This is a genomic window from Citrobacter sp. RHBSTW-00570 (assembly GCF_013739755.1).
Taxonomy (GTDB): Bacteria; Pseudomonadota; Gammaproteobacteria; order Enterobacterales; family Enterobacteriaceae; genus Citrobacter; species Citrobacter braakii.
The window spans coordinates 1,222,597-1,238,239 of record NZ_CP056399.1 but is presented as its reverse complement, the minus strand read 5'-3'; the positions used below and the strand labels follow the sequence as shown (position 1 = coordinate 1,238,239).

Below are 15,643 nucleotides of genomic sequence, written 5' to 3'. Positions count from 1 at the left end.
GACAACATGACATTATCCCGCGTGAGTGCCATCAACTGGAACAAGATTGAGGATGATAAAGATCTCGAGGTTTGGAATCGCCTGACCAGTAACTTCTGGTTACCGGAAAAGGTCCCGCTCTCCAACGATATCCCGGCCTGGCAAACGTTGAACGCCGCCGAACAGCAGCTGACTATCCGCGTTTTTACCGGGCTGACGCTGCTCGACACCATTCAGAACATAGCCGGTGCGCCAGCATTGATGGCCGATTCGTTAACGCCGCATGAAGAGGCGGTGCTATCGAATATCAGCTTTATGGAAGCGGTGCACGCCCGTTCGTACAGCTCAATTTTCTCCACTCTTTGCCAGACCAAAGACGTGGATGCGGCTTACGCGTGGAGTGAAGAAAATACCCCACTCCAGCGCAAGGCGCAGATCGTTTTGACACATTACGCCAGCGACGAACCGTTGAAGAAAAAAATTGCCAGCGTGTTTCTGGAATCCTTCCTGTTCTATTCCGGCTTCTGGTTGCCAATGTATTTCTCCAGCCGCGGAAAACTGACCAATACCGCCGATCTCATTCGTCTGATCATTCGTGATGAAGCCGTTCACGGGTATTACATTGGTTATAAATATCAAAAAGGTCTGGAGCACATTTCTGAATCCGCACGCGAGGAGTTAAAGAATTTTGCCCTCGACCTGCTGATGGAATTGTATGATAACGAAGCGCGTTATACGGAAGAATTGTATGCAGAAACCGGCTGGGTGGATGACGTCAAAGCCTTCCTTTGCTACAACGCCAATAAGGCATTAATGAATTTGGGGTATGAGGCATTATTTCCGCCAGAAATGGCGGAGGTTAACCCGGCAATCCTTGCCGCGCTGTCGCCCAACGCTGACGAAAACCACGATTTCTTCTCGGGTTCCGGCTCATCATACGTGATGGGAAAAGCTGTCGAAACCGAAGACGACGACTGGAATTTCTAGCACTCATTTCCGCGGGAAATACCGTACATTTTTCGCGGAAATATTTTAACAGGATCACACTTTTGTCGTGCAAATATAATTGTGTGATCTACACTCAATATCAGCCGCATTATTCGCCTGCATTTCAGCAATTCAGGCGACTTTTCATTGCCATTTACAAAAAATATTACCCCATTCACATTCGCGCTCAGCCCTTATATCACGGGAAGTCCCGCCACATGGCCTTCGGCAATATTCGTGCCACAAACAAATTCAGGGTTGTCTCAGATTCTCAGTATGTTAGGGTAGAAAAAGGTCACTATTTCCATCAGGTAATATATCGATATAAACAAATAACAGGAATCATTCTATTGCATGGCAATTAAATTAGAAGTTAAAAATCTCTATAAGATATTTGGAGAGCATCCGCAGAGAGCTTTCAAATATATTGAAAAAGGACTTTCAAAAGAGCAGATTCTGGATAAAACAGGGCTATCGCTTGGCGTTAAGAACGCCAGTCTGGCCATTGAAGAAGGCGAGATATTTGTCATCATGGGATTATCCGGTTCGGGTAAATCCACAATGGTACGCCTTCTCAATCGCCTGATTGAACCCACCCGCGGGCAAGTATTGATTGACGGCGTAGACATCGCCCGGATATCCGATGCTGAGCTTCGCGAGGTGCGCAGAAAAAAGATTGCGATGGTTTTCCAGTCCTTTGCCCTGATGCCGCACATGACGGTCCTGGACAATACGGCATTCGGCATGGAATTAGCCGGTGTTGGCGCGGATGAACGTCGTGAAAAAGCGTTAGATGCGCTGCGTCAGGTTGGTCTGGAGAATTATGCTCACGGATACCCGGATGAACTTTCCGGAGGGATGCGCCAGCGTGTGGGCCTCGCCCGTGCATTAGCCATAAACCCTGACATCTTATTAATGGATGAGGCCTTTTCTGCCCTCGATCCGTTAATTCGTACCGAGATGCAGGATGAACTGGTAAAACTACAGGCGAAACATCAACGTACCGTGGTCTTTATTTCCCACGATCTCGACGAAGCTATGCGTATTGGCGACAGAATTGCCATTATGCAAAACGGTGAAGTGGTCCAGGTCGGCACGCCAGATGAAATCCTGAATAATCCGGCCAATGATTATGTACGCACCTTCTTCCGCGGCGTTGATATTAGCCAGGTCTTTAGTGCCAAAGATATTTCACGTCGTAGCCCTGAAGGTTTAATTCGTAAAACGCCCGGGGTCGGTCCACGTTCAGCGCTGCAATTATTGCAGGACAAAGATCGCGAATATGGTTACGTGATCGAGCGCGGCAATAAATTCGTCGGCGTTGTCTCTATCGACTCTTTAAAAACAGCATTAAGTCAGGCGCAAGGTATTGAAGCGGCATTGATCGATGAGCCGCTAGCCGTGGATGCACAAACTCCTCTCAGCGAGTTGCTTTCTCATGTCGGCCAGGCCCCGTGCGCGGTGCCGGTTGTTGATGAGGAACAACAGTATGTGGGCATCATTTCAAAACGCATGCTGTTACAGGCTTTAGATCGTGAGGGGGCAAACAATGGCTGATCAAACCAATCCGTGGGATACCACACCAGCGGCCGACAGTGCCGCACAAACCGCCGATGCCTGGAGTACGCCATCAGGTGCGCCAGCTGACGGCGGTGGCGCAGACTGGCTGACCAGCGCACCCGCGCCGGCGCCAGAGCATTTCAATATTATGGATCCGTTCCATAAAACGCTGATCCCGCTGGATAGCTGGGTCACAGAAGGGATCGACTGGGTCGTTACCCATTTCCGTCCGGTCTTCCAGGGCATTCGAGTCCCGGTAGATTATATTCTCAACGGCTTCCAGCAGCTTCTGTTGGGTATGCCTGCCCCGGTGGCGATTATCCTGTTCGCTCTGATTGCCTGGCAGATTTCTGGCGTTGGAATGGGCGTTGCTACGCTGATTTCATTGATTGCAATCGGGGCCATCGGCGCGTGGTCGCAGGCCATGATCACCCTGGCGCTGGTACTAACCGCGCTGCTGTTCTGCGTGGTGATCGGTCTACCGATGGGGATCTGGTTGGCGCGCAGTCCACGGGCGGCAAAAATTGTTCGTCCGCTGCTGGACGCCATGCAAACCACACCGGCGTTCGTCTATCTGGTGCCGATCGTCATGCTGTTTGGTATCGGCAACGTCCCGGGCGTGGTGGTGACGATTATCTTCGCCCTGCCGCCAATCGTGCGTCTGACCATTCTGGGGATTAACCAGGTGCCTGCCGACTTGATTGAAGCCTCGCGCTCATTTGGCGCCAGCCCGCGCCAGATGCTGTTTAAAGTGCAGCTCCCGCTGGCGATGCCTACCATTATGGCCGGGGTCAACCAGACGCTGATGCTGGCGCTCTCAATGGTCGTCATCGCGTCGATGATCGCCGTCGGCGGACTGGGTCAGATGGTTCTGCGCGGAATCGGTCGTCTGGATATGGGGCTTGCCACCGTCGGCGGGGTTGGGATCGTGATCCTCGCCATCATTCTCGACCGCCTGACGCAGGCTGTCGGTCGCGACGCCCGTAGCCGTGGCAACCGTCGCTGGTACACCACCGGTCCCGTTGGGCTTATCACTCGCCCATTCACGAAGTAATTCACCCGTTGCCCGGTGGCGCATTGCTTACCGGGCCTATACGTCCCTCCAATAATTAAGGAACAACGATGCGACAGAACGTCATTATTGCCACAGCGTTTGCCACCCTTGTCTCCACCAGCACTTTCGCTGCCGATCTGCCAGGCAAAGGCATCACTGTACAGCCAATCCAGAGCACTATCTCTGAAGAATCCTTCCAGACGCAACTGGTCGCCCGTGCGCTGGAGAAACTGGGTTATACCGTTAACAAAACAAGCGAAGTTGACTACAACGTCGGCTATACCTCCATTGCCTCTGGCGATGCAACTTTTACCGCTGTGAACTGGCAGCCGTTGCATGATGATATGTATGCCGCAGCGGGCGGAGACAAAAAGTTCTATCGCGAGGGGGTATTCGTTACGGGTGCCGCGCAAGGTTATCTGATCGATAAAAAAACCGCTGAGCAGTATAAAATCACCAACATTGCCCAGTTAAAAGATCCGAAGATCGCCAAAATCTTTGACACCAACGGCGACGGAAAAGCAGACATGATGGGCTGCTCGCCGGGCTGGGGCTGCGAAGCGGTGATCAACCACCAGAACAAAGCCTTCGATCTGGAAAAAACCGTCGAGGTCAGCCACGGTAACTATGCGGCGATGATGGCTGACACTATTACCCGCTTTAAAGAAGGCAAACCCATTCTTTACTACACCTGGACACCGTACTGGGTGAGCGACGTTATGAAACCGGGTAAAGATGTGGTCTGGCTGCAGGTGCCGTTCTCTTCCCTGCCAGGCGAGCAGAAAGACATTGATACCAAGCTGCCAAACGGCGCCAACTACGGCTTCCCGGTGAACACTATGCATATCGTCGCCAACAAAGCCTGGGCGGAGAAAAACCCGGCTGCGGCGAAACTGTTTGCCGTCATGAAGCTGCCGCTGGCGGATATCAACGCGCAGAACGCGATGATGCACGACGGGAAAGCATCTGAAGCCGACGTGCAGGGTCACGTCGACGGCTGGATCAAAGCCCACCAGCAACAGTTTGATGGCTGGGTGAAAGAAGCGCTGGCTGCGCAGAAATAACCCCCTCATAGGTCTGATAAGCGTAGCGCCATCACACCAATGCCGGATGGTGGCGCGATGCGCCTTATCCGGCCTACACGCCCTCCTCCCAACCGCACAATCCATCACCCAACAAATCAGCAACATTTAATCACTTACGTTATGATTGTTTTCTGCAACCCATTTTTCAGTTGAAAACCATGACGAAAACCACTCAGGGACTTAGCCCTTCGCTGATCCTGTTAATGTCTATCGCCACCGGCCTCGCCGTCGCCAGTAACTATTACGCGCAGCCGCTGCTCGACACCATCGCACGTAACTTTTCGCTATCGGCCAGTACCGCTGGCTTTATCGTCACCGCGGCCCAGCTCGGCTATGCCGCCGGCCTGCTGTTTTTAGTACCGCTTGGCGATATGTTTGAACGTCGGATGCTGATCGTCTCCATGACGCTGTTAGCGGCAGGCGGCATGCTTATTACCGCCAGCAGCCAGTCGCTGGGCATGCTGATCCTCGGCACCGCCCTTACCGGATTATTCTCGGTAGTGGCACAGATTCTGGTTCCGCTGGCGGCGACGCTTGCCACGCCGGATAAGCGCGGTAAAGTTGTCGGCACCATTATGAGCGGCCTGCTGCTGGGTATCCTGCTGGCGCGCACCGTGGCGGGATTACTGGCCAATCTTGGCGGCTGGCGCACCGTATTTTGGGTCGCATCGATATTAATGGCGCTGATGGCGATTGCGCTGTGGCGCGGTCTGCCGAAGATGAAATCAGATACTCATCTCAACTATCCGCAACTGTTAGGCTCCGTATTCAGCCTGTTTATCCATGATAAATTGCTGCGTACCCGCGCGATGCTGGGCTGCCTGACCTTTGCCAATTTCAGTATTCTCTGGACCTCTATGGCGTTTTTGCTCGCCGCGCCGCCGTTTAACTACTCCGAAGGAACGATCGGGCTGTTTGGCCTGGCAGGGGCCGCAGGGGCGTTAGGCGCGCGTCCGGCAGGTGGTTTTGCCGATAAGGGAAAATCACATCTCACCACGACCACAGGTCTGTTATTACTGCTGCTCTCCTGGTGGGCTATCTGGTTAGGGCATAGTTCCGTACCAATGCTGATTATCGGTATCCTGGTCCTGGACCTCACCGTTCAGGGCGTGCATATCACCAACCAGACGGTTATCTATCGCATTCATCCGGACGCGCGTAATCGCCTGACCGCCGGATACATGACCAGCTATTTTATTGGCGGGGCGGCAGGTTCGCTGATTTCGGCCTCCGCCTGGCAGCATGCCGGTTGGGCTGGCGTTTGTCTGGCCGGTACGACCGTTGCCCTACTCAACCTGTTGGTCTGGTGGCGAGGATATCACCGTCAGGAAGCCGTAAATTAAGCATATAGCGTATGTTTACCGCTGATTGGGCTCCGCAGGGTGTTAAGGAGCCCATCAGTCTGCTAAGGTTATAACTCATTGAACCAAGTTATATTAATTTCGGTAATGAAACCTATAACCCTATGGAAAGCCCGATATCCCAGTCTGAACCCAGTTCTGCGACGCTAACTGAAGGATTCAAAGACAGCCTGCCAATAGTCATCAGCTATATTCCGGTCGCTTTTGCATTTGGTCTCAATGCCACTCGCCTTGGCTTTACTCCGGTTGAAAGCGTGTTTTTCTCCTGCATTATCTATGCGGGAGCCAGCCAGTTTGTCATCACCACAATGCTCGCCGCAGGCAGTTCTTTGTGGGTCGCCGCACTGACCGTCATGGCCATGGATGTACGCCATGTTTTGTACGGACCTTCCCTGCGTAGCCGAATCGCCCAGCGACTGAGCAAACCCAAAAGCGCGCTGTGGGCCTTTGGCCTCACCGATGAAGTCTTTGCCGCCGCCACCGCGAAGCTGGTACGGGATAACCGGCGCTGGAGTGAAAACTGGATGATCGGCATTGCGCTATGCTCCTGGGCCTCCTGGGTGTTTGGCACGGTGATCGGCGCGTTTTCCGGCAGTGGTTTACTCAAGGATTACCCGGCAGTTGAAGCGGCGTTGGGCTTCATGCTCCCGGCGCTGTTCATGAGCTTCCTGCTCGCCTCTTTCCAGCGTCAACAAGCACTCTGCGTGACTGCAGCACTGACCGGCGCGCTGGCTGGCGTCATGCTGTTTTCCATTCCTGCCGCCATCCTTGCAGGCATTGTCTGCGGATGTCTGACGGCTCTTATCCAGTCATTTTGGCAGGGAGGTCCCGATGAGCTATGAGGTCCTGCTGCTTGGCCTGTTGGTCGGCTGCGTTAACTACTGTTTTCGTTATTTGCCGCTCCGTCTTGGAGTGGGGAATGTTCGCCCGACGAAGCGCGGCGCGACGGGCATATTACTCGACACCATTGGCATTGCATCAATTTGCGCCCTGTTGGTGGTGTCTACCGCGCCAGAAGTGATGCACGATTCTCGTCGGTTCGTGCCTACGCTGGTGGGGTTTGTCATACTGGGCGCAAGCTTCTATAAGACCCGCAGCATCATCATTCCAACCTTACTGAGTGCTCTGGGCTATGGATTAGCCTGGAAAATGCTGATTGTCTTATAGATAAAAACAATCATTTTAAATAAATAATACATTTACTTTATTTGTCACTGTCGTTACTATATCGGCTGAAATTAATGAGGTTATACCCAAATGGATAGTTCGTTTACGCCCATTGAACAAATGCTAAAATTTCGCGCCAGCCGCTACGAAGAGTTCCCTTATCAGGAAGTGCTTCTGACTCGTCTATGCATGCACATGCAGGGCAAGCTGCTGGAAAACCGCAATAAGATGCTGAAAGCTCAAGGGATTAACGAGACATTGTTTATGGCGTTGATTACGCTGGAGTCTCAGGAAAACCACAGTATTCAGCCTTCTGAACTGAGTTGCGCGCTTGGCTCGTCACGCACTAACGCAACCCGCATTGCGGATGAGTTAGAAAAACGTGGCTGGATCGAACGTCGCGAAAGCGATAACGATCGCCGCTGTCTGCATCTGCAATTGACCGAGAAAGGCCACGCATTTTTGCAAGAGGTGTTACCGCCTCAGCATAACTGCCTGCATCAGCTTTGGTCATCTCTCAGCACCACCGAAAAAGATCAGCTTGAGCAAATTACCCGTAAACTTCTGACCCGTCTTGACCAGATGGAACAGGATGGCGCGGTATTAGAAGCGTTGCGCTAACGCGCCGACTCGCTCAGAAATCCAGATTTATAAATGAAAAAACCGACAGGCCAGCACGCATACTGCTGGCCTGTCTGATAAACAGGTCGGCTCAGCCGATGTGAAAAAAAAAGAAGATCGTGGAGAACAACATGAGCGTAAATGCGGAGACTCAAACCCCGCAGCAACCGGTCAAGAAGAATGGCAAACGTAAAAGTATGCTGCTTCTTCTGACCTTGCTCTTTATTATTATTGCCGTGGCATATGGGATTTATTGGTTTTTAGTACTGCGTCATGTCGAAGAGACAGACGATGCGTACGTGGCAGGGAACCAGGTTCAAATCATGGCGCAGGTATCAGGCAGCGTGACGAAAGTCTGGGCTGATAACACTGACTTTGTAAAACAAGGCGATGTGCTGGTCACCCTCGACCAGACGGACGCAAAGCAGGCATTTGAAAAAGCCAAAACTGCGCTGGCTTCCAGCGTGCGTCAGACGCACCAGTTGATGATCAATAGCAAGCAGTTACAGGCAAGCATTGAAGTGCAGAGAACCGCGCTGGCGCAGGCACAAAGCGACTTTAATCGCCGTGTCCCGCTGGGCAACGCCAACCTGATTGGCCGCGAAGAGCTGCAACATGCGCGTGATGCCGTCGCCAGCGCTCAGGCTCAGCTTGATGTCGCTATCCAACAATATAATGCCAACCAGGCGATGATTCTCGGCAGTAAGCTGGAAGACCAGCCCGCCGTGCAACAGGCGGCCACTGAAGTGCGCAATGCCTGGCTGGCGCTGGAACGAACCCGAATCGTCAGCCCAATGACTGGCTATGTTTCCCGTCGTTCCGTGCAGCCGGGTGCGCAAATTAGCCCGACCACGCCGCTGATGGCGGTCGTTCCAGCCACTAACCTGTGGGTGGATGCCAACTTCAAAGAAACACAGCTCGCGCACATGCGTATCGGTCAACCGGCGACCGTTATCAGCGATATTTACGGCGATGACGTGAAATATACCGGTAAGGTTGTCGGGCTGGATATGGGTACGGGCAGCGCCTTTTCCCTGCTGCCAGCACAAAACGCAACGGGTAACTGGATCAAAGTCGTCCAGCGTCTGCCGGTGCGTATTGAACTGGATGCACAGCAGCTGGCGCAGCATCCGCTGCGTATCGGTTTATCTACGCTGGTTAAGGTAGATACCTCAAATCGTGACGGACAAATTCTGGCAAGCCAGGTTCGCACCACGCCGGTATCAGAAAGTAATGCACGGGAAATCAACCTTGCTCCGGTCAATAAGATGATCGAAGAGATCGTGCAGGCCAACGCGGGCTAATTCAAAGGTGCGTGTGATGCAACAGCAAAAACCGCTGGAAGGCGCGCAGCTCGTCATTATGACGATCGCGCTGTCCCTGGCGACATTCATGCAGGTGCTGGACTCCACCATTGCTAACGTGGCGATCCCCACTATCGCCGGGAACCTCGGCTCTTCACTGAGCCAGGGAACCTGGGTGATCACCTCATTCGGGGTGGCGAACGCTATCTCGATTCCGATCACCGGCTGGCTGGCAAAGCGTTTTGGCGAAGTAAGGCTATTCATGTGGTCAACTATCGCCTTCGTCATTGCGTCATGGGCATGCGGGATGTCCACCAGCCTGAACATGCTGATTTTCTTCCGCGTAATCCAGGGGATTGTCGCCGGTCCATTAATTCCACTGTCACAAAGCTTGTTGCTGAATAACTATCCTCCCGCCAAGCGTTCCATCGCCCTGGCGCTATGGTCGATGACGGTGATTGTTGCCCCGATATGTGGCCCTATTCTTGGGGGCTATATCAGCGACAACTATCACTGGGGCTGGATATTTTTCATCAACGTGCCAATCGGTGCTGCGGTGGTATTGATGACTCTGCAAACCCTGCGCGGTCGGGAAACCAAAACCGAGCAGCGGCGCATCGATGCCATTGGTCTGGCCCTGCTGGTCATTGGTATCGGCAGTTTGCAGATTATGCTCGACCGCGGCAAAGAGCTGGACTGGTTCGCCTCTCAGGAGATTATCATCCTGACGGTGGTCGCCGTTGTCGCCATCAGCTTCCTGATCGTCTGGGAGCTTACTGACGAGCACCCCATTGTCGACCTCTCGCTGTTTAAGTCGCGCAACTTTACCATCGGCTGTCTGTGTATCAGTCTGGCCTATATGCTCTACTTCGGCGCAATCGTCCTGCTGCCGCAGCTGTTGCAGGAGGTATACGGCTATACGGCAACCTGGGCCGGTCTGGCGTCAGCGCCGGTTGGGGTGATTCCGGTGATCTTATCGCCGATTATCGGCCGCTTCGCGCACAAGCTTGATATGCGTCGGTTAGTCACGTTCAGTTTTATTATGTACGCCGTCTGTTTCTACTGGCGTGCGTGGACGTTCGAACCAGGTATGGACTTTGGCGCATCGGCCTGGCCACAGTTTATTCAGGGTTTCGCGGTAGCCTGCTTCTTTATGCCGCTGACGACTATCACGCTGTCCGGCTTACCACCTGAGCGTCTGGCCGCGGCATCAAGTTTGTCGAACTTTACGCGAACGCTGGCCGGCTCTATTGGCACATCAATTACGACGACGATGTGGACTAACCGTGAGTCACTTCACCATGCGCAGTTAACGGAATCCGTTAATCCCTACAATCCAAACGCGCAGGCAATGTACGATAAGCTGCAGGATTTAGGGATGACGCACCAGCAGGCGTCAGGCTGGATAGCCCAGCAGATCACCAATCAGGGGCTGATTATTTCCGCCAACGAAATCTTCTGGATGTCGGCGGGGATCTTCCTGGTCTTGCTTGGCCTGGTGTGGTTTGCCAAGCCACCCTTCGGTGCGGGCGGCGGCGGCGGCGGCGCGCACTAAATATCTGATAAAAGGGATCTGCGGATCCCTTTTTTATTGCCCCGTAAACCACCTCCCAGGGAGATGGTTTACGGGAGGCAATAAAAAACCCCGGTTATAAGCCGAGGTTAATTTAAATACTGGAACAACTAATCAGTATGACTAAATATGCAGTTCCTGCAGTTTCTCTTTCGGCAGCGCCAGCTCTTCATTGCTGTTAACGCGTACATCATGCTCCAGAATATGACGTGCGATATCCTGTGCTTCGCTAAGAGAGTGCATCTGATACGTGCCACACTGGTAAACGTTCAGCTCCGGGATCTGGTTTTGATCCTGCACTTTCAGCACGTCCGCCATCGCCGCTTTCCACGCGTCGGCAACACGCTGCTCGTCTGGCGTACCAATCAGGCTCATGTAAAAGCCAGTGCGGCATCCCATCGGAGAGATATCGATAATCTCCACGCCGTTGCCGTTGAGATGGTTACGCATAAAACCTGCAAACAGGTGTTCCAGCGTGTGGATACCTTTCTCAGGCATCACTTCTTTGTTCGGAATGCAGAAACGCAGATCAAACACGGTGATTGCGTCGCCATGCGGGGTGTTCATCGTTTTTGCAACCCGGACCGCGGGAGCTTCCATCCGGGTGTGATCGACAGTAAAACTATCTAACAACGGCATTTAGCCACCTCCGATAAATTTTTTGAAAATAATCTGAACTCTTTGTTCCGGGGCGAGTCTGAGTATATGAAAGACGCGCATTTGTTATCATCATCCCTGTTTTCAGAGATGAAATTTTGGCCACTCCCGAGTGGCCTTTTTCTTTTGTATCAAGCGTGCTTTTCCAGCCACACGCTAAACGGCTCAGTATCAGCCGCTTCGATCTCCTGCTGACGACGCTTTGAAGCCTCGGTTTCAGCAATAAATTCCGCTTCCTGCAATATTTCTAACGGCTCTTCACGCAGCAGATTTCGGTAAGCCTCACCCAGCGCTTTACCCGTGCCGCCAATGCCTTCATCAATCATAGACCGTAGGATGCGGGCAGAGAAAGTCAGTTCTGGGTTGTCAAAACAGGCAACCAGTTCATCACAGACCTTTTGATACTCCTCTCCCCCATCGATGCTGTCCAGCGTTTGTGCCACGCGTTTCAGATCACGGAACAGATCTTTCCCTACCTTAGGCAGCGGGAACTGGGCTGTTTCACAGCCAATACCTAACGTCAGCCCAGGCTTACGACCTTCGAGAATCACACGATTCCAGTTTTTACGCGTACACAGCAATTCATCGCTGCTCATTTCCGGGGCATCGGCCAGCGCACACCAGACCATAAACAGATCGAGGAAACGCACCTGCTGCTCGTCCACGCCGATCGGTGAGAACGGGTTGATATCCAGTGAACGAACTTCGATGTACTCAATACCGCCACGCAGAAGCGCGTCAGAAGGCGTTTCGCCACGACGAGTGACGCGTTTCGGGCGAATAGGCGCATACAGCTCATTTTCAATCTGCAGAACGTTGCTGTTGATTTGCAGACGCTTACCGTCCTTCTCCAGACCGATCGCCGCGTACTCCTCGGAAGGGGTTTTAATCGCGCGCTTTAATCCTGCCACATACTCATGCAAATCGTTAAACGTAATTCCGAGATTGCTTTGCGACTTATTGGTATAGCCCAAATCACTCAGACGCAGCGACGTCGCATACGGCAGGTAATACATCCCACAGTCGGTTTTTTCAAACGGCAGGGTTGTCGGTTTTCCTTGCAGGAAAGAGGAACAAATGGCCGGAGAGGCGCCAAACAGATACGGGATCACCCAACCAAAACGGTAGTAGTTGCGGATCAGACGGAAGTAACCCGCGGAGATCTTCTCTTTAGCATCTTCGCCGTCCGTTACGCCACATTTCGCCTGCCAGAAAGCCATCGGCAATGAGAAATTGTAGTGTACGCCGGAGATAGTCTGCATCAACGCGCCGTAACGGTTTTTGAGGCCTTCACGGTACAGCGTTTTCAGACGACCAGTATTCGACGTACCGTACTGCGCCAGTTCGATATCCTGACCTTCGGCAATATAGCAAGGCATGCTCAACGGCCACATACGCTCGTCGCCCAGGTTCCTGGCGGTATACCGATGCAGGTCGCGCATGAACGTGAGCATTTTCTCAATGTCGTCGCCTGGAGGCGTGATAAACTCCAGCAGCGCTTCGGCAAAGTCAGTGGTTATCCATTTATGCGTTAGCGCTGAGCCTAACACCTCAGGATGGCCTGTCGTTGCTAATGACCCATCTGCATTAACGCGCAGCGTTTCGCGCTCCAGCCCACGTTGAATCCCCTTTAACGCCTGAGGATGGTTTTCCAGCCAGGCCAGCGCCTGTGATACGTCCGGGATCAAATTGACCTCCCGCCTGTCAAAATCGTTTTAATTAGCATAATGGTATTGGTTACCCTGAAGGCTATCTCACAACACAATTAGTGCCACCACATAATGCCTTGCGTCGTAACCGCTGCGACAACTATATAGCGCAGCGCCTTGCCAAGGCATAAGAAAAAAAGTACTGGACCCCACGAGATGCGCATCCATCCAGCTAACAGGCACAGTAAATCACCCACAACCGGCATCCAGCTTAATAATAGTGTGACAGCGCCATAGCGCCGCAGCCAGCCAGTGGCTTTTTCTTGCCAGCGCGATGTTTTACGCAATGGAAAGAAACGCCCAAGGATAACGTTAGTTAACCCTCCAAGGCTATTACCCATTGTTGCTGTTAAGACTAAGACCCAGGGATGACTTACCCCAGAGACCAGCAAAGCAACTAAAACAACTTCAGAATTGCCGGGTAATAGCGTAGCGCTGAGAAAACTGCTGGCAAACAGTGACAGGAGCGATAGTCCATCACTCACAATAACCGGACATCCACCGCGTCCATTCCTGCGGCACGCGCCGCCTGCAGCCCAAAATCGGCATCTTCAAATACGACACAGCGCGCCGGAGAAACACCCATACGTTCGGCACAGAGCAAAAACGTATCAGGAGCAGGTTTATGGTGTTGTACGTGATCGGCTGCGACTACAGCATCAAAATAGCGACGCAGCCCAAGGTGTGCGAGCAGAGCTTCCGCAATCGCGCTTTCACTCCCCGTACCTACCGACATAGGACGACGACCATGCCAGGCTTTCACGACGTCAACCAATGGCAAAGGCTGGACGCTATCCAGCAGCATGCTTCTCACCTTGTCGGTTTTTTCACGCGCCAATGCATGAGGGTCAAGATCGGCATGATTCAATTCAATTACCGACTGGGCAATACGCCACGTTGGGGAGCCATTGAGGGCGACCATGGCTTGTTCATCAAAACGTAATCCATAATGCCCCAATACCTCATGCCACGCCTTACGGTGCGTTGGCTCGGTATCCAGGATGGTGCCATCCATATCAAAAATCAAACCCGCATAACGTTCGTACATCGTCTTCTCACAAGCCGAATGACCAGACGTTATTTTATCGTAATTGATTGATTTTGTCGCTGACAGCGAATTAAGGGGTGTTCCGGGAGTATGTGGAAATGATTCAAAGGAGAGAAGATGGTGCATCCGGGTGTTATCTCGGAGAAGATGGTGCATCCGGGAGGATTCGAACCTCCGACCGCTCGGTTCGTAGCCGAGTACTCTATCCAGCTGAGCTACGGATGCATCAGGGAAACTTGCTTTACTGCAGACTTGATATCGCTGCTAAAGCGCTATCAAGTAAGATGGTGCATCCGGGAGGATTACTCGGCTGCGCCTCGCCCTGCGGGCCGTTGCTTAAGCAACGTTATCCTCCCTGGTGCTCGCGATTATCTCGCAGACCATGAAACAACAGTTTTGCTGTTATCTCGGAGAAGATGGTGCATCCGGGAGGATTCGAACCTCCGACCGCTCGGTTCGTAGCCGAGTACTCTATCCAGCTGAGCTACGGATGCATCGGGAAACTTGCTTTACTGCCGATATTGATATCGTAATGAGCGATATCAAGTAAGAGATGGTGCATCCGGGAGGATTACTCGGCTGCGCCTCGCCCTGTGGGCCGTTGCTGAAGCAACGTTATCCTCCCTGGTGCTCGCGATTATCTCGCAGACCATGAAACAACAGTTTTGCTGTTATCTCGGAGAAGATGGTGCATCCGGGAGGATTCGAACCTCCGACCGCTCGGTTCGTAGCCGAGTACTCTATCCAGCTGAGCTACGGATGCGTCAGGGAAACTTACTTTACTGCAGATTTGATGCCGCTGCTAAAGCGCTATCAAATAATATGGTGCATCCGGGAGGATTCGAACCTCCGACCGCTCGGTTCGTAGCCGAGTACTCTATCCAGCTGAGCTACGGATGCAAATGGCGGTGAGGCGGGGATTCGAACCCCGGATGCAGCTTTTGACCGCATACTCCCTTAGCAGGGGAGCGCCTTCAGCCTCTCGGCCACCTCACCAACACGCCTCTTGCGAGTGCTTCGAAGAACTTGTTTCTGCTCATCGTCGCTGCGTGGCGCACATATTACTTTCTGGGACTTATAAGTCAAACAATTTTTCCAGCGCTTTTATCGTTTGCACATTTCACGCGCAATTAGTCTGCAAAAACGGCAAAAAGAGTGTTTTATCAACAGATAAATTGGCAATTTCCTGAGGCAATGAACAAACGGAAAAATCGCAGGGAAAGGCAATACGCGGATGGGAATCGAAAAAATGAGGAAGACGAAGAAGAAAAGAGAAGAAAAGGGATAATTCAATCAGGTTGCGCCTCACCAGAAAGGTGAGACGCGAAAACCTTAGTAACTGGACTGCTGGGATTTTTCAGCCTGGATACGCTGGTAGATCTCTTCACGATGGACAGAAACTTCTTTCGGGGCGTTTACGCCAATGCGCACCTGGTTGCCCTTCACCCCTAAAACTGTCACGGTGACCTCATCGCCTATCATGAGGGTCTCACCAACTCGACGAGTCAGAATCAGCATTCTTTGCTCCTTGAAAGATT

At 52.5% G+C, this 15,643-nt stretch carries 15 protein-coding genes and 5 tRNA genes; 10 read left to right on the top strand and 10 right to left on the bottom strand.

The genetic code is table 11. The features are described from left to right. Positions 1-6 precede the first annotated feature (6 nt). The 10 genes from nrdF to emrB all read left to right on the top strand — a co-directional run bounded on the left by nrdF (position 7) and on the right by emrB (position 10,673). The gene (gene nrdF, locus HV237_RS05930) at positions 7-966 is read left to right on the top strand and encodes a class 1b ribonucleoside-diphosphate reductase subunit beta (RefSeq protein WP_019077528.1); all 960 of its coding nucleotides are present in this window, start codon (positions 7-9) and stop codon (positions 964-966) included. 354 nt (positions 967-1,320) lie between these two features. Beyond that, on the top strand, positions 1,321-2,523 hold the full coding sequence (gene proV / locus HV237_RS05925; protein WP_016157301.1) for a glycine betaine/L-proline ABC transporter ATP-binding protein ProV: 1,203 nt from the start codon (positions 1,321-1,323) through the stop codon (positions 2,521-2,523). After that, entirely contained in the window at positions 2,516-3,580 is a 1,065-nt protein-coding gene (gene proW / locus HV237_RS05920) for a glycine betaine/L-proline ABC transporter permease ProW (RefSeq protein ID WP_016157302.1), read from the top strand. Before proV ends, proW begins: the two co-directional genes overlap by 8 nt. A 68-nt stretch (positions 3,581-3,648) precedes the next feature. Then, a complete protein-coding gene (proX, locus tag HV237_RS05915) occupies positions 3,649-4,644 on the top strand; it encodes a glycine betaine/L-proline ABC transporter substrate-binding protein ProX (protein WP_016154154.1) in 996 nt (331 codons plus the stop codon). A gap of 179 nt (positions 4,645-4,823) precedes the next feature. After that, entirely contained in the window at positions 4,824-6,008 is a 1,185-nt protein-coding gene (locus tag HV237_RS05910; RefSeq protein WP_047358817.1) for an MFS transporter, read from the top strand. A gap of 122 nt (positions 6,009-6,130) precedes the next feature. Continuing rightward, a complete protein-coding gene (locus HV237_RS05905; protein WP_047358816.1) occupies positions 6,131-6,868 on the top strand; it encodes an AzlC family ABC transporter permease in 738 nt (245 codons plus the stop codon). Further along, positions 6,858-7,193 carry an L-valine transporter subunit YgaH gene (gene ygaH, locus HV237_RS05900; protein WP_016154157.1) on the top strand — a complete coding sequence of 112 codons (336 nt, stop codon included), beginning with the start codon at positions 6,858-6,860 and terminating at the stop codon, positions 7,191-7,193. The genes HV237_RS05905 and ygaH overlap by 11 nt, the downstream gene beginning before the upstream one ends. A 90-nt stretch (positions 7,194-7,283) precedes the next feature. After that, on the top strand, positions 7,284-7,814 hold the full coding sequence (emrR, locus tag HV237_RS05895; protein WP_003037300.1) for a multidrug efflux transporter EmrAB transcriptional repressor EmrR: 531 nt from the start codon (positions 7,284-7,286) through the stop codon (positions 7,812-7,814). Positions 7,815-7,945: 131 nt separating this feature from the next. Then, positions 7,946-9,118, top strand: coding sequence for a multidrug efflux MFS transporter periplasmic adaptor subunit EmrA (emrA, locus tag HV237_RS05890; protein ID WP_047358815.1), 1,173 nt, complete (start codon positions 7,946-7,948; stop codon positions 9,116-9,118). Positions 9,119-9,134: 16 nt separating this feature from the next. Then, the gene (gene emrB, locus HV237_RS05885) at positions 9,135-10,673 is read left to right on the top strand and encodes a multidrug efflux MFS transporter permease subunit EmrB (protein WP_016154159.1); all 1,539 of its coding nucleotides are present in this window, start codon (positions 9,135-9,137) and stop codon (positions 10,671-10,673) included. 141 nt (positions 10,674-10,814) lie between these two features. Here emrB and luxS read toward each other — a convergent pair whose 3' ends face one another. The 10 genes from luxS to csrA all read right to left on the bottom strand — a co-directional run bounded on the left by luxS (position 10,815) and on the right by csrA (position 15,623). Next, the gene (luxS, locus tag HV237_RS05880) at positions 10,815-11,330 is read right to left on the bottom strand and encodes an S-ribosylhomocysteine lyase (RefSeq protein WP_016154160.1); all 516 of its coding nucleotides are present in this window, start codon (positions 11,328-11,330) and stop codon (positions 10,815-10,817) included. Positions 11,331-11,479: 149 nt separating this feature from the next. Next, the gene (gene gshA, locus HV237_RS05875; protein WP_016154161.1) at positions 11,480-13,036 is read right to left on the bottom strand and encodes a glutamate--cysteine ligase; all 1,557 of its coding nucleotides are present in this window, start codon (positions 13,034-13,036) and stop codon (positions 11,480-11,482) included. A 77-nt stretch (positions 13,037-13,113) separates the two neighbouring features. After that, positions 13,114-13,542: a YqaA family protein gene (locus tag HV237_RS05870; protein WP_047358814.1), complete on the bottom strand. Its 429-nt coding sequence runs from the start codon at positions 13,540-13,542 to the stop codon at positions 13,114-13,116. Then, positions 13,539-14,105, bottom strand: coding sequence for a fructose-1-phosphate/6-phosphogluconate phosphatase (gene yqaB / locus HV237_RS05865; RefSeq protein ID WP_047358813.1), 567 nt, complete (start codon positions 14,103-14,105; stop codon positions 13,539-13,541). The genes HV237_RS05870 and yqaB overlap by 4 nt, the downstream gene beginning before the upstream one ends. A 148-nt stretch (positions 14,106-14,253) precedes the next feature. Next, positions 14,254-14,330, bottom strand: a tRNA-Arg gene (locus HV237_RS05860). A gap of 192 nt (positions 14,331-14,522) precedes the next feature. Beyond that, a tRNA-Arg gene (locus tag HV237_RS05855) sits at positions 14,523-14,599 on the bottom strand. A 192-nt stretch (positions 14,600-14,791) separates the two neighbouring features. Further along, positions 14,792-14,868 (bottom strand) — tRNA-Arg (locus HV237_RS05850). 60 nt (positions 14,869-14,928) lie between these two features. Further along, positions 14,929-15,005: transfer RNA gene (locus tag HV237_RS05845), tRNA-Arg, on the bottom strand. A gap of 3 nt (positions 15,006-15,008) precedes the next feature. Next, positions 15,009-15,101, bottom strand: a tRNA-Ser gene (locus HV237_RS05840). Between the two features lie 336 nt (positions 15,102-15,437). Next, positions 15,438-15,623 (bottom strand): carbon storage regulator CsrA, encoded by a 186-nt coding sequence (gene csrA / locus HV237_RS05835; protein ID WP_000906486.1) that lies wholly within the window; start codon positions 15,621-15,623, stop codon positions 15,438-15,440. Positions 15,624-15,643: the final 20 nt, after the last annotated feature.